Source organism: Nocardioides sp. NPDC057767 (assembly GCF_042798275.1).
Taxonomy (GTDB): domain Bacteria; phylum Actinomycetota; class Actinomycetes; order Propionibacteriales; family Nocardioidaceae; genus Nocardioides.
In genome coordinates this window covers 64,133-77,981 of the sequence record NZ_JBHVKJ010000007.1, presented here as the reverse complement: position 1 = coordinate 77,981, position 13,849 = coordinate 64,133, and the positions used below count along the sequence as shown (strand labels likewise).

General features: G+C 66.0%; 11 protein-coding genes. 5 read left to right on the top strand and 6 right to left on the bottom strand.

From position 1 onward, the window contains the following. Nucleotides 1–3: 3 nt before the first annotated feature. Together ACFVDI_RS05845 and ACFVDI_RS05840 are read right to left on the bottom strand one after the other, a co-directional pair. A complete protein-coding gene (locus tag ACFVDI_RS05845) occupies nt 4–1,095 on the bottom strand; it encodes a threonine aldolase family protein (RefSeq protein ID WP_378901562.1) in 1,092 nt (363 codons plus the stop codon). A gap of 27 nt (nt 1,096–1,122) precedes the next feature. Next, on the bottom strand, nt 1,123–1,266 hold the full coding sequence (locus ACFVDI_RS05840) for a hypothetical protein (protein ID WP_378901559.1): 144 nt from the start codon (nt 1,264–1,266) through the stop codon (nt 1,123–1,125). Nucleotides 1,267–1,389: 123 nt separating this feature from the next. Between ACFVDI_RS05840 and ACFVDI_RS05835 the strand changes: the two genes are divergently transcribed. Beyond that, nucleotides 1,390–2,490, top strand: coding sequence for a flavin-containing monooxygenase (locus ACFVDI_RS05835; protein ID WP_378901556.1), 1,101 nt, complete (start codon nt 1,390–1,392; stop codon nt 2,488–2,490). 32 nt (nt 2,491–2,522) lie between these two features. Further along, on the top strand, nt 2,523–4,154 hold the full coding sequence (locus tag ACFVDI_RS05830; protein WP_378901553.1) for a LuxR C-terminal-related transcriptional regulator: 1,632 nt from the start codon (nt 2,523–2,525) through the stop codon (nt 4,152–4,154). A 22-nt stretch (nt 4,155–4,176) separates the two neighbouring features. Here the strand turns inward: ACFVDI_RS05830 and ACFVDI_RS05825 are convergent, their stop codons facing one another. The 4 genes from ACFVDI_RS05825 to ACFVDI_RS05810 form a co-directional block, all read right to left on the bottom strand. Further along, nucleotides 4,177–5,172 (bottom strand): DUF5937 family protein, encoded by a 996-nt coding sequence (locus tag ACFVDI_RS05825; RefSeq protein WP_378901550.1) that lies wholly within the window; start codon nt 5,170–5,172, stop codon nt 4,177–4,179. Next, the gene (locus ACFVDI_RS05820) at nt 5,172–5,696 is read right to left on the bottom strand and encodes a hypothetical protein (RefSeq protein ID WP_378901547.1); all 525 of its coding nucleotides are present in this window, start codon (nt 5,694–5,696) and stop codon (nt 5,172–5,174) included. Before ACFVDI_RS05820 ends, ACFVDI_RS05825 begins: the two co-directional genes overlap by 1 nt. A gap of 139 nt (nt 5,697–5,835) precedes the next feature. Next, nucleotides 5,836–5,964, bottom strand: coding sequence for a hypothetical protein (locus ACFVDI_RS05815; RefSeq protein ID WP_378901544.1), 129 nt, complete (start codon nt 5,962–5,964; stop codon nt 5,836–5,838). 117 nt (nt 5,965–6,081) lie between these two features. Next, the gene (locus ACFVDI_RS05810; RefSeq protein ID WP_378901541.1) at nt 6,082–8,238 is read right to left on the bottom strand and encodes a hypothetical protein; all 2,157 of its coding nucleotides are present in this window, start codon (nt 8,236–8,238) and stop codon (nt 6,082–6,084) included. A 474-nt stretch (nt 8,239–8,712) separates the two neighbouring features. Here ACFVDI_RS05810 and ACFVDI_RS05805 point away from each other — a divergent pair, with 474 nt between their 5' ends. The 3 genes from ACFVDI_RS05805 (at nt 8,713) to ACFVDI_RS05795 (ending at nt 13,760) form a co-directional block, all read left to right on the top strand. Next, complete coding sequence (locus ACFVDI_RS05805; protein ID WP_378901538.1) at nt 8,713–10,089, top strand: tyrosine-type recombinase/integrase; 1,377 nt, start codon at nt 8,713–8,715, stop codon at nt 10,087–10,089. Between the two features lie 577 nt (nt 10,090–10,666). Continuing rightward, complete coding sequence (locus tag ACFVDI_RS05800; RefSeq protein WP_378901535.1) at nt 10,667–12,913, top strand: AAA family ATPase; 2,247 nt, start codon at nt 10,667–10,669, stop codon at nt 12,911–12,913. 1 nt (nt 12,914) lies between these two features. Further along, the gene (locus ACFVDI_RS05795; protein WP_378901532.1) at nt 12,915–13,760 is read left to right on the top strand and encodes a hypothetical protein; all 846 of its coding nucleotides are present in this window, start codon (nt 12,915–12,917) and stop codon (nt 13,758–13,760) included. Nucleotides 13,761–13,849 lie beyond the last annotated feature (89 nt).

Below are 13,849 nucleotides of genomic sequence, written 5' to 3'. Positions count from 1 at the left end.
CGCTCAGACGACCAGCGCAGCGAGATGCCCCGCGACAGTCTCGGGATCCAGCTCGAGCGCGCCCTGGCCGACCGTCACCTCGGTCACCACGCGGCCCGGCTCCTCGCTCGCCGTCCAGGGTCTGCTGAACCCGAGCGAGTGCTCCTCCAGGGCGGCGAGGAGACGGATGTTGATGTTGTCGGGGTCGCCCGCTGCGTACAGGAGGAAGGTGTTGGTGTGCGGCACCACCGGCTGGACGGTGATCTCCGCAGGAAGTGCGGCGGCCAGGGTCCTCGCCCACGTCACGCACTCGCCGATGTGCGGGAGCCGGTCCCGCAGGCCGACCAGGGCGGCGACCGCCTCGGCGGTGGAGCGGTAGAGGGTGCCGCCCATCCGATGGCGCCACAGCCGAGCCTGGGCGACGAAGTCTTCATCGCCCAGCAGCGCCGCTCCGGCGAGGCCACCGAGGCCCTTGTAGAAGCTGGTGTAGACGGTGTCGGCGAGGCCGGCGATCTCGGCCAGGGGCTTTCCGAACCACTCCTGCGACTCCCAGATCCGGGCACCGTCGACGTGGAACGCGATCCCACGTTCACGGCACCCCTGCGCCAGCTCGGCGAGCTCGTCGAAGGTCGGCAGGACGCAGCCGGCATCGCGCAGGGGCAGCTCGACCAGGCACGCCGCGAGCGGTCCCGGGATCGCGTCGAGGTGTGCCCTCGTGGGCGTCTCGCGACCCGTGGTGAGGTGTTCGATCTGCAGGTCCTGAAGGATCCTCGGACCGTCGTCCTCGTGGACGAGCAGATGGGACAGGTCGGGCATCACGACCCGCCGGTTGCTGGCGTTGTCGGCGTGGATCCGCAGCGCCACCTGCTGCGCCATCACCCCCGAGGGGAAGTACGCAGCCGGCTTGCCGAGCAGCTCGGAGACCTCCGCCTCCAGGCGTGCCACCGGTCCCCTCTCGGCGTAGACGTCCCACTCCTCGATCCCGAGTTCCCGGCACGCCTCAGCCAGCCCGTCGAACACCTCGGCCGGACTCGCGTACGCCGGGAAAACGCTCTGCCGGCACGCGATCATCGCCTCGCGGAGGCGATCCTTCAATGACTTCTCGGCCTCGTCCACGCGGCTCACCCTAGTGAGCGCGTCCGTTCAGTCACCGTCCCCGCCGTCGATCGCGTCGCCGCCTCCCTCGGGGCCGCGCGGGATCTCCGTCTCGAGCTGGTAGGCGAGGGTGTCCTCCAGTGGCACCGAGGGCGGGAGCTTGCTGAAGTCCTCCGGGGGCTGCTTCGTCATGAGTCGAGTATCGACCCCGATCGGCCGGCATGGCGATGGGTAATTCGACCCATCGCCATGTGCAACCCGAATGCGCCGGACGACCGACGCGGAGCGGTGTGGCGCGGACCTAGCGTCACGAGCATGGACACCACACACATCGAGACGATCATCATCGGCGCCGGTCAGGCCGGCCTGGCGACCGGCTACCACCTGCGACGACGCGGCCGCCCGTTCGTCATCCTCGACGCCAACGCGCGGATCGGCGACAACTGGCGACGCCAGTGGGACACGCTCCGGCTCTACTCACCGGCCAAGTACGACGGCCTCCCGGGGCTGGCGTTCCCGGCGAAGAGATGGTCCTTCCCCGGAAAGGACGACGTCGGCGACTACCTCGAGACGTACGCCCGCACCTTCGAGCTGCCCGTGCGACTCGAGACCCGAGTCACCGGGCTGGAGGCGGACGGCGACGGGTTCCGGGTGACGACGGACCGGGGCACCTGGACCTGCGACAACGTTGTGGTGGCGACCGGCACCTTCGGGCGTACGCCCAACGTTCCCGCCATCTCGGCGCAGCTCGACGCGTCGATCCTGCAGCTCCACTCCAGCGAGTACCGCCGCCCCGGGCAGCTGCGCGAAGGCCCGGTTCTCGTCGTCGGTGCCAGCCACTCCGGCTGCGACATCGCCTTCGAGGTCGCCGAGTCTCGGCCGACGATCCTGGCCGGCCGCGACTGCGGCCAGATCCCGCCGCGCCTGGACTCGCCGGTGATGCACGTGCTCTTCCCGGTGCTGCTGTTCATGTGGCGCCACGTCATCACGCGGCGTACCCCGATGGGGCGCAAGGAGATGCCCGAGGTCCGCCGCCACGGCGGGCCGATGCTGCGCGTGAAGCGCTCCGACCTGGCCGACCGCGGCGTCGAGCGGGTCACCTCCAGGGTCGAGGAGGTCCGCGACGGGCTGCCCGTGGTCGACGGCACCCCGCGCGAGGTCGCCAACGTCGTGTGGGCCACCGGTTTCCGGCAGGCCTTCGACTGGATCCACCTGCCGGTGCTGGACGAGGACGGCTGGCCGCGGGAGATGCGTGGCGTGGTGCCCGAGGCCGACGGGCTGTTCTTCTGCGGCCTCAGCTTCCAGTACGCCTTCAGCTCGATGCTCCTGACAGGCGCCGGCCGTGACGCGGCGCTGGTCGCCGACCGGATCACGTCGCGGATGCGGCAGTCGGCACGGGTCTCCGTCGGCGCCTGATCCGAGTACGCTCTCCAGTGGAGGTGCCTGCCGTGGCCGACGTCCAGCTGGAGAGCGCCCGCGTCGACTACGACCGCGGCGACTGGGCCGCGGCGTACGCAGCCTGGTCGGTCTCCGACCCGGACCTGCTCTCGGCCGAGGAGCTCGAGGACTTCGCCGTCGCCGCGGAGCTGACCGGGCACCACGACGAGACCATCGCCGCTCTGCAGCGTGCCTTCCGGAAGAGTCAGGAGGCCGCCGACCTCGGTCGCTCGGTCCGTTGTGCGTTCCGGATCACGATGACCTCCTACGTCCACGGCGAGGGCGCCCTCGCTCGTGGCTGGACCTCGCGAGCGGAGGGCCTGGTCACCGAGGCCGGCGAGGACGCTGCCGGTGCCGCGGTCGGGTGGGTCGACTTCCTGCGGTTGTTCCGCGCGCTGGACGCCGGTGACTACGCCACGGCCGGACGCTACGCCGACCAGGTGGCCGAACGCGGCCGACGCCATGCCGAACCCGACCTCACCGCCCTGGGGCTGTGCGCGCAGGGCAGGATGGCGATCTACTCCGGGCGGGTGGCGGAAGGCCTGGCCCGCCTCGATGAGGCGATGGTCCGGGTGATCGCGGGCGAGGCCTCCCCCGTCGTGGCGGGACACGTCTACTGCACCGCGATCGAGGGCTGCCAGGAGATCAGCGACTTCGGCCGGGTCGCGGAGTGGACGGCCGCTCTCGAGCGCTGGTGCGCCGCCCAGCCCGGGCTGCTCGCGTTCACCGGCCAGTGCGCCGTCCATCGCGGCCAGCTGCTGCGGCTGCACGGCGAGTGGCAGCAGGCCCTCGAGGAGTTCGAGCACGCCACCCGTCGCTACCAGGAGGTGAACGCGGCGGACGCGGCCGGGTTGGCGGCGTACGAGGCCGGCGAGGTGCTCCGGCTGCGCGGCGAGTACGCCGAGGCCGATGCCGCCTACGAGCGCGCTGCCGACAGCGGCTTCGACCCGCAGCCCGGCCTCGCCCTGCTCTGGGCGGCGCGCGGCGAGGGCGCGGCGGCACTGGCCGCGATCGAGCGGCTGCTCGCCGAGACAGGCGGTGACGTGCAGCGATGCCGCCTCCTGCCTGCGGCGGTCGACGTGCTGATCGATGCCGGTGAGTTCGGCCGGGCCCGCGACGCCGCGGCCGAGCTGGACGGGCTGGCCGGACGCTTCGGCTGCGTCTGGCTGGAGGCGGCCGCAGCGCACGCACACGGCGCGGTCGAGCTGGCCGCGGGCGACGCCGCCGGCGCCCTTCCCTACCTGCGCAAGGCCCAGCAGCTGTGGGCCCGGGCCGACGCCACCTATGAGCGAGGCCGCGCCCGGCTGCTGACCGGGCGCGCACTGGCAGAGGCCGGAGACACCGAGTCGTCCCGCCGCGAGCTCGAGGCGGCGCGTACGGCGTTCCGGCAGGTCGGCGCCCGCCCTGCCGCCGACGAGGCCGAAGCTCTCCTCGCCCCCGCCTCCCTGCCCGCCGGTCTCACAGCCCGGGAGGCCGAGGTCCTCCGCCTCGTCGCCTCCGGCCGCAGCAACGCCCAGATCGCCGCCGACCTCGTCCTCAGCGAGAAGACCGTCGCCCGCCACCTCTCCAACATCTTCACCAAGCTCGACGTCCGCTCCCGCACCGCCGCCGCGGCCTTCGCCTTCGAGCACGGCGTGGTCTGAGATCTGAGGGCTGGGCCGGCGCTCAGCCGTGTGCCTCGTCCCGCTCGTCGGCCCGACCGGCGGCGACCATCGCGGATGCGAGCGCGGTGCGCTGGTAGAGCACCCGCCGTCCGCTCCGCCAGCAGGTGACCAGTCCGGTGCGCCGCAGCACCGACAGGTGTGAGCTCACCGTGGCGGCTGCGAGTCCGATCTCCCGGGCCAGATCGGTCGTCGAGCGTGGGACCTGCAGGCTCATCAAGATCTCGCTCCGACTCCGGCCGAGCAGCTCGCCCAGCGCGTCCTCCCGGTCCACCGGCACGGGCCCGTCCGCCCACAGGGTGCCGATGCCGCGCGCGCCGTACGTCAGGCTCGGCTCGCCGAGCAGCCCGAGCTCGACCCACATCCGCGGCCAGACGAAGACGCTCGGGACCAAGGTGAGGCCGCCGCCGTCGATGTCACCGTCGGTGGCGCTGTTGATGCGGATCGCCTGATCTGTGAACTGCAGGGACGGGTGCAGGTCCGAGAGCAGGGAGGCGATGCCACCGCGGGCCAGCCGGTCCAGGCGATAGGCGACGTCGGCGTCGAGGACTCCGCGCAGTCTGGGCCAGTGGGGCTCGAGCACCTGGTGCCAATAGCGCTCGAGCTCCACGGCAACCCGTTGAGGAGCGTCGGGATCCTCGAGGGCGCGGCGTACGGCCGGTGTGACACCGACCCCGCGCCAGGCCCGCTCCAGCTCCAGCAGAAGGTGCTCGTGTGGCCAGCCGGCCACCAGCTGGAGCTGCTCCTCGATCGTGGTCTCGGTGCTGGTGGCACCGACGAAGAGGAACTCGGCGATGTGTCCGCCAGGCGGCACGATCCCCCTGAGCAGCTCGTTGTCGGCCCGCCGCAGGTCGGCACGCACCCGGTCGTACCAGCCGCGATGCAGCGGATGGATCGCGCCGGAATGGACCACGTACAAGCTCTTCACGGCCTCGGCCAACGGCGAGAACGCGAAGCGTGTCCGGGAGAGCACGGCGGAACTGAGCCGCAGCTGGATCATCAGTCGAGAGTCTGGCACACGTTCTCGACGGTGCCGTCGATCTCCGCGAACTCTCGCTGCCCGTCGGCATGCCGGACGTAGTCGACATCCCCGGAGACGACGTAGACGCCCGGCGGGGTCAGTGCGTTGGGCACCCGGATCACCGCCAGCCCGTTGCCGTGGAAGCGGAAGTGAACGCCGCCGTCCTCACCGATCGTCGCGCGGAGCGTGCCGGACGTGTCGCGGCGGATCGACTCACCGCTGTCGACATTGGTGAACCGGAACCCGAGCGATCCCTGGGTGTCGACCACCCGCGGCGAGCCGTCGGGAAACGTCTCGACCACCCGAGTGATCTCGTGGTCGTACAGGACGTCTGCCTGCAGCTCGAACACGCAGCTCTCCCCCGCCGCGAGGTGGAACGGCGGCGTGAAGGTCTGCTCCCACCCGGACCCGCCGCCCTGGTCCGCGAACGCCGCCGGGACGATGGCGTTCGCGGCCGCGATCGCTGCGCCGATCGGTACAAGCCGTCGCACGGTCTTACCCATGGTTGCTCCTGTGATGCTGAAGGGAATCGGACGCGTCCCATCGTGGAGAGCAAGCTCGATCACGGCGACGATTAGATCCAGACCGAACGGTCAGTCGACGGTGTCCCCGGCACCGTCAGGAAGCAAAGCGGACGGTACGTCACCGCTTCTTGACTTTCAGCGCGGCGAACACGTCGTTCGCCAGCTTCGCGCACTTCTGCTCCGAGTAGAACTCGCCCCGGCACTCGATGACCGTTTCGATGCCGCGCCTCCGAACGGGCAGAGGCATAGATAGAGACCGTTGCGGGACTTCCCGACAAGATCGCCCGCCAACTCTTTAACCGGCGTTCGTGCAGGCGGACGACCAGGGAGATGGCGCCCGTCGACGCGCCGTGAAAGACGCCTTCTATACTGCCCGACGAGCAAGTACCGGCAGACCCCATTTGCCACGGAACTCGTCGATCAGCTCGGCGGCCAAGTCGGGGTGCACAGCCATCGCCTGTCGGCCTTCGACAAGCACAGGCAGAAGTTGTATGTATCGCTCCTCGTCCGCTACGTCGAGTTCGTTGATGACCAGGATGTCCAGGACCGTTGCGCAGAAGTAGAGATAGCAACCGGTCTGCTTGCCGAGGTCTCCTACTCCGACTGCAGCGAGAAGCCGTGGCACAACGGCGGTCAGGTTTGCCGACTGCGGCGGGTCGCTTGTCGCGGCCACGCGCCGGATCTCGCGCACCAGCTCCAGGATCGGAGCCTCGGATCCGGCTTCGGTCGCGCGTAGCAAGTCCCCACAAGCCTGCTCGAAGGCAGGGAGTCGGCGTCGGATGTCCTGGCCGACCAGCTCCCGGCATACCGAGCTGAGGCGTTCGCCTGGACGGGTTCTCGCCATTCCTTGCAGTTCACCGCTGACCCGTATCACGTCACGGGGCAAGCCCCCCGAGAGGCAGTAGACCAACCATACGAATGGGCGACTCAGAGCAGGCGAATGCAAGCGCTCGAGAATTCGGCGCGTGTCAGCGATCGACAGATACCCGATCCGTACAACCTGAGCGAATGCGCTGTCGAACGCGTCGCGCACGGGGAGGCCACGCATTTCGAACGCGGCCAGGGCGTCTTCGGAGATGGAGACGAGCACCTGGGTGCCCGGCGCATCAAAGATCCCCTTGATCTCGTTGATGAACCGCTGGACGTCCTCGACGGAGTCGATCTTGTCGAGCTCGTCGATCACCACGACGACACCGAACGGATCGTAGTCTGCGATCGAATTGCGGCCACGTCGGCCGACGACCTCGCCCGTCACCTGACCCAAGAACTCTTTCATCTCGCTGATCAGCTCGGGATAGCTCCAGGCACGGACAGAACGCTCGACAGAGCGGTTCGCGGAGAGTTTGACACCGCCAATGCCGAACTCACTGTTGACCCCGGTCGTGGCAGCGATCTGCAGGGTCCTGATCGTCTCGAGATGACGCCTGGCCGATCTGACAATGGGCGGGAGGTCCCTGCCTCGGCGAACCACCAACATCCATACCAGGGTTCTGCGTACTGCAACGCATGTCGCGCCCGCCGAAATCAGCAGGAGCAGGGTTGTCAGGGCATCCGGGTCGGCGTACGGGAATGTGCCCTCGCCGAAGGGGAGCTTCATCCAGGCCCAAACCGCATTGAAGTAGGCAGCGGCGTCCCCAAAGGCCGCAGCCCAGCCACCCAGGCGATTCTGGCTGACCAGAACTGCGGCGAGATACGCCACGACTGCCGTCGCGGCTGATCGTTTCACTGTCTGTGTTGGGAATCGCCGACGTAGGAGCGGGAATCTCTCCCAATAGGCAGGGTGTCTTTGCTTCACGACGCTGCGACAGATCTCGGCGAAAAGGTGAAGCAGAAAGTCCTGTGACTCGTACTTGACCGGCGCTGACACCATCACTCGCACCTTGCGCGCAGCGGGATTGAGCGGCTCCGACTCAAACGCGCCCAGATCGTGCGAAAGGAGCGTCGACTTGCCGCATCCTCGCGGGCCGGCCAGGCCAATCGCTCCTGTCGGGTTGTCGGCACAGACGTTTCGAAACCTTCTGGCATCGGACGTGTAGGCGATCCCCGCGGGCCTCGCTTGGACGCCCCAGCGGGGCGTGGAGCCCAACATCAGTTCGAGGCTCCCTGGTCGGTCTCGAATCCAATCTCCGATTCCCTCAGCGATCTCCTCTTCCACCGCCGAAGCAAGCCTTTGAACCCAGAGATTGAGTCGCTGATCGACGAGTTGCCTGTCTTGCTGCTGCTGTGCGGAACGCCTTTCATCGTCGTTCCACCGAGCCTGGGGATCTTCGCCGTAGCGAGCCACGTAGGCAACGAATTGGTCGACGTACCGGTCAAGATCCCGTCGGGTGGCATCGGCAAGCTCAGTCCGAGCCGACCTGATTCTTTCTCGCAGCCACTGGTCATCAACTCCAGCACGTTCGACGCTCAGGCTGACATCCGCATTCACCATTGCCCTATCGATGGCGTCGTCAAGTCGCTCCGCAAACGCCCACTCTACGATGGCGGCGCGTTCCTGCACCTCGCTGTCGCCCACGGCCATGGCTGAGGACTATACGGCGATGGAAGACCGTCCGGTGGACGTTGATCCCGGATTCGCCCTCAACGGCAGCACAAGGGCATCTCGACCCGCTCGAGATCGGCGCAACAGCCAAAAGCGAATCGACCCCTGACCTGTATCTCCAGGTCAGAGGTCGATCTCTTCGGTCGGGCTGACAGGATTTGAAACGGGGGAATCTCCTTCGCCCGATTTCAGTCCTGACCTCACCAAATGGCATCTGACCTGCACATACATGGTTGAGCGAGTTTTGACAGGGACTGACAGAAACCGCCACAGGCAGACATCTTTCGTGGCAATTTCGTGGCAGACGTCCTACCGTCGAACAGCGGGATCATCCTCGTGGCCCTTTGGCCGGGGCACCGCCAACGGCGGCCGCGAGGTTGCCCATCACACCCACCTAACTCTAGCCAACGGCAGTGATCTAGTTGCGCCATCCTGTCCGAGAGGAGTAACAGCATGCCTGAGCGACGCTTCGGCAGTATCCGCAGGATGCCTCGACGGACAGACAACCCCGGCTCCCCTACCGGCCGCTGGCAGATCAGGTATCGCTGCCCAACGTGCCGGGTAGCCCATCCTGGCGAACTGACCTTCGAGCATCCCGCCCGGCTGGAAAGGACTCCCGACTACCCGGCAGGTGTCCCTGGCCGTGCACTGAAGAAGCTGGAGAGCTTGCGGGACGACATTGAGCGCGCTCAGCTCGCCGGCGTGCCATATCGCTGCTTCCGTACGGAGAGTGACGCCGACGACGATGAAGTCAGCGGTGGCGACCACGGCCCCCCTGACGCCGCCGTGCCCACGTTCGAGGAGTACGCCAGGGCGTGGCAAGCGGCGCGTGCCGTCACCAAACCTCTGAAGGCTCGGACCTTGGTCGAGAACCTCCGCCTCCTTGGGAACGAGGTCTTCCCGACCTTCGGCCGAACCCCGATCACGAAGATCGCCGTCGAGGACGTCGATCGCTGGTGGGGGAAGCTCCTCAAGAAGCATCCTGCTCGCAACAAGCGCAACCGGGACGCCTACGGGATCCTCAAGCAAGCGATGGGCGCCGCCGTCCGCGACCGGCGGTATCCGGCCGTCGTGTCGAACCCGTGCCAGGTCGACCCTGACGACATCCCGAAGTGCAAGTCGAAGAAGATGCAGATCGCGACCATCGAAGAGATCGAGGCGCTCGCTCTCGAGATGCCCGACCGCCTCAAGCTCCTCGTCTTCCTGGCAGCATGGTCCGGGCTCCGGTACGGCGAGCTCGTCGAACTGCGCCGCCGCGACATCGATCTCAGCAGCGACCTTCCGCTCCTGCGTGTCGAGCGGGCGTACAGCAGGGTTGACGGCAACGACATCGTGGACGACCCAAAGTCGGAGGCAGGCAAGCGAAGCGTACGCATCCCCGACTTCCTCAAGAAGCCGCTCCGCAAACACATCGCCGCCCACGCCCAGCCCGGGCCCGACGGCCTCATCTTCACCGCCGCCCGACCCGCGACGGGTTCTTGCGATTGCGGCTACGACGGCTGCATCGGTGGCCACCTGCTCCACGCGACCTTCCATCGCTCGTACTTCAGGCCGGCCCGCGTGAAGGTCGGGTGCCCGAAACTGCGCGTCCACGACCTCCGCCACACCGGTGCGACCCTCGCCGCCCAACACGGCGCGACCCTCGCCGAACTCATGCGCCGGATCGGGCACAGCACTCCGCAAGCGGCGATGATCTATCAGCATGCCACCGACGAGCGTGACGAAGAGCTCGCCCGCCGTATGTCGAAAGCTGCGCGCAAGGTAAAGAAGAAGAAGGCCAAGAAGGCGAAGGAAGACGCGTCCGAGAGCCCGCCAGACCTCGCGGCATAGAGGCGGTAACGCCCTGCCCAGGCAGACCCGACACCCTGAAGCACCGACCTTCGGCTCCAGCCGAGTCAACGAAGTCGTCGACCCGTTCGCGCCATCCCGCCCACACCTAGCTCCGTCGAAGCCGAACTCGAAGAAGCTGGGCGCCGCCCATCACCGCTGTACTGCACACCGACGTCGGCTCCTCATCGCTCGCCGCCGCGACGAACATAGTGGTCGCCCACGACAGCAACATAGCTCGACCGCGCACGCCTACCAGCCTGGCCCGAACGTGTACGCGCGATGCAAACCTGAGATGTGACATCAAATCGCGACATGGATTCAACTCCGGTGCCTGGCTCCGGCCGCTTCGCCCGCCGGTTGGGCGTTGACGATGCCAAGCAAGTTGCCGACGCCGACGCTGCGGACGTGCGCTCCGCGTTCACGTCGTCCCATGACAACAACGATCGTGGAGACTACAAACGGACTACCCCGGATACCTGCGGGTAGACCTGAGCAACCACTTGTGTTGATACCCAAGTTGGTGCACTTTCTCCGAGACCGAGGACACACCCCGTACGCCGCGACTACCGTTCCGAGCGTGCTTCGTCGTAACCGGGCCGACGTCCCCGTCCCGCCGAGCCTGACCGACTCAGGACGTCTCCGGGATGCCCAGGCCGCGGCGGAGGTATTCTTCCGCTCACGAACAACCGCAGCGCGCCAAAGTCGCTTCGAGTTCGACGATCGTCTCCTGGAGCGACCCGACGTGCGGCGCAGCCTTGAGCGCCTCTTTCAGGGCCTATGCGCATTTTGCTCGACCGCTGTCGGCCCCGACTTCGTCGTCCATAGGTTCCGACCGCCGCAGGATTCGCTCGGCGACGATGCCAAGGTTCACCGTCGGCACTACTACTGGCTCGCGTATCGCTGGTCCAACCTGTACGCCGCGTGTACCAATTGTGTGCAGTCGCAAGGCCAGCAGTTCCCTGTTGAAGGAAAACGTCTAGACCTCGGCCGCGGCGAATCGAACTCGTCCCGCGAGGAGCGTCAACTGCTGGATCCGTGTGCTGACGATCCCGAGCAGGAATTGGTCTACTTGCCGTCCGGGGAGGTGGCCGCCAGACGCGATCGCGGCCGGAGGACCATCGAGGTCTTCAGTCTCAATCGCGAGGACCTCGTCACCACTCGGCAACGGGTGATCGAGCAAGCCATCTCCTCCTTTGAGGTCATCTTGCGTGCATATGAGCGAGGTGATTATCTGGAGTGCGCAGCGGGTCTCGAAGATGCGTATTCGGAATCCAGACCGTTCGCCGCGGCCTACCGCCAGTACGTTCACCAGCGGGTGATGGGTCGGCGACGCCAGTTCAGAGACGTACTCGAAGCCGTAGGCATCGACATGGCAGGCCTAGTCTTGGACCTCCCTCGGATCACGTCCGCAGACCTAAAGAACTTTGAGCGTCGAGGAGAGAGAAGGCCTCCCGGGGTCGCGCATCTTGGATCTGCACTTCCCATCGACAGCGACGATTCTCACCTCGTGGGACCGCCGTCGATTCCCGCGCGCCCCCGGAAGGCATCGGTTAGCGATGCAATCCGTCGTAGCGTTGAGGAAGTCCGTCGCGGACCAGTCTCCGTCGCTCTCAACAGCGTTCATATTGAGAACTTCAAGCGTATTCGCGCCGCTACCTTCGAGATTGGTGCTGAGCCTGGGGAGGGCCGCTGGACGGCGCTTCTGGGCGACAACGGCACAGGGAAGACATCCACACTCCAAGCGATCGCAATTGCACTGGCTGGGCCTGAGCGTATTCAAGCCCTCGGAATTTCTCCCCAAGACCTCCTTCGCCAGGGATCTAGGTCCGGCTCGATTATGATCGAGTTTGCGGACCGTAGGTTCACGACGGTGCGTTTCGACAACTCCGGATTCGAATTCGAGGGATCCTTCACTATGCCCGTGGCCGGGTATGGGGCGACGAGACTGCCCGGCCAGACGAGATCACGTGACCCCCGCCCGTGGGCCGCGAACATCGAGAACCTCTTCGACCCGTTCGTAGCCCTAGCGAATACGAGCCACTGGGTGCCAGAACTCGACGATGAGACGTTCAACAACGTCGGCAGCGCATTGCGCGACCTGCTTCAACTCGAGGACAATCAATACGTTTCTCGCGACAGGGGCGGCCAGATCGTGATCGTCGACGGCCGTCGCCGATTCGAAATCTCGCAACTGAGCTCGGGTTATCAGGCCGTCACAGCTCTTGGACTCGACATGATGCGGGTCTTCATTCAACACTGGGGACACCCGCGCTATGCCGAGGGAATCGTCCTGATCGACGAGATCGAGGCGCACCTGCACCCTCGGTGGCAGATGCAGGTTGTACAGACGATTCGCGAGACCTTCCCACGTGCCCAGTTCGTGGTAACGACGCACAGCCCGTTATGCTTACGCGGCCTCTCGACGGATGAGATCCGCGTGTTACGCGGCTACGAGCATGACGAGATCCGGGTGGACTCCGAAGTCCCCGCGATGGCAGGGATGAGCATCGATCAGATGCTCACGAGCGAAACATTCGGTCTTCGGCAGACGATCGACCCAGAGATCGAGGTTCAGTTCGACAACTACTACGAACTGCTTGCCCAAGATCGTCGTTCAGCGGGCGAGGAGCATCGCTTGTCCGAGCTCCAGCAGTATCTGGCCGAGCACCAGCAGCTTGGAACAACCCGACGAGAGCGGATCATGCTTGAGACGATCGACCGACTACTGGCCGAGGAGCAGTACACACCAGTCGCTCTTGATATCGAACTCCGGCCCGAAACCCGGCAAATGCTTGAGCAGATCTGGCAGCACGGAGGGTCCTGATTTGCGATACGTGGACCGAGGCGAGTGCCCTGCGGAGTTAGACGGCGCGAACTCACCAGGCGGACTGGAGACGACCGCGGCGATCGCCTTCTACGCAGACAAGAAGAATCACGATAAGGCCTTCGATGACTGGAAGGCCTACCGGCTGGACACTGTACGCGACCTCCTTGTCGCCCTCTTCGAGGGGCGATGCTGCTACTGCGAGTCGCGCTTCGCGAACACACACTCTGGCGACATCGAGCACTACCGACCCAAAGGCGGCTATCGAGACACTTCCGAGAGGCTAACCAAGCCTGGCTACTACTGGCTCGGCGCTGAATGGACGAACCTCCTGATCTCGTGCATCGACTGCAATCGGGCACGGCGACACAAAGACGACGAAGGTATTGCCTCGGTCTCAGGAAAGGCCTCGTTCTTCCCACTCGTCGACGAGTCCAAGCGCGCAACGAACCCAGGTAGCGAATCAGCCGAACTTCCGATGCTCCTGGACCCGTGCCAGGACGACGTTGAGAATTTGCTTGACTTCGACGACCACGGGCTCGTTAAGCCGGTCGCCGGTCCACATGAACCCCGCGCGCAGAAGACGATCGACATAGTTGGACTCCAACGAAGGTTCCTAGTTCAGAGTCGTGTTTCCTGGATCACACGAGTGGATGGTCACATTGCGATGTACCAGAAAGCATGCCTCGCCGCGAACACTCATCCTACCGATCCAAATCTACAAGACATGCTTCGCGAAGCGGTCCTGCATCTGCACCAATTGTGGAACGGGGCACCAGAGTTCACAGTCATGGTGCGCAAGCGCATCGCCCAGGCCGTCCCGGAGATCTTCGCGAGCGCTGGATAGACAACACTTGCTGCCGATCGCGTCGTCTCCTCCAGGACGGTGAACTGGAAGCAATATGGCAAGGGCACTGAGAGGGGCCGCACGTTGCC

Excerpts from the sequence above, each read along its gene's own strand:
- ACFVDI_RS05840 (WP_378901559.1), bottom strand. The coding sequence starts at position 1,266 with ATGACGAAGCAGCCCCCGGAGGACTTCAGCAAGCTCCCGCCCTCGGTG.
- ACFVDI_RS05835 (WP_378901556.1), top strand. The coding sequence starts at position 1,390 with ATGGACACCACACACATCGAGACGATCATCATCGGCGCCGGTCAGGCC.
- ACFVDI_RS05825 (WP_378901550.1), bottom strand. The coding sequence starts at position 5,172 with ATGATCCAGCTGCGGCTCAGTTCCGCCGTGCTCTCCCGGACACGCTTC.
- ACFVDI_RS05820 (WP_378901547.1), bottom strand. The coding sequence starts at position 5,696 with ATGGGTAAGACCGTGCGACGGCTTGTACCGATCGGCGCAGCGATCGCG.
- ACFVDI_RS05815 (WP_378901544.1), bottom strand. The coding sequence starts at position 5,964 with ATGCCTCTGCCCGTTCGGAGGCGCGGCATCGAAACGGTCATCGAGTGC.
- ACFVDI_RS05810 (WP_378901541.1), bottom strand. The coding sequence starts at position 8,238 with ATGGCCGTGGGCGACAGCGAGGTGCAGGAACGCGCCGCCATCGTAGAG.
- ACFVDI_RS05805 (WP_378901538.1), top strand. The coding sequence starts at position 8,713 with ATGCCTGAGCGACGCTTCGGCAGTATCCGCAGGATGCCTCGACGGACA.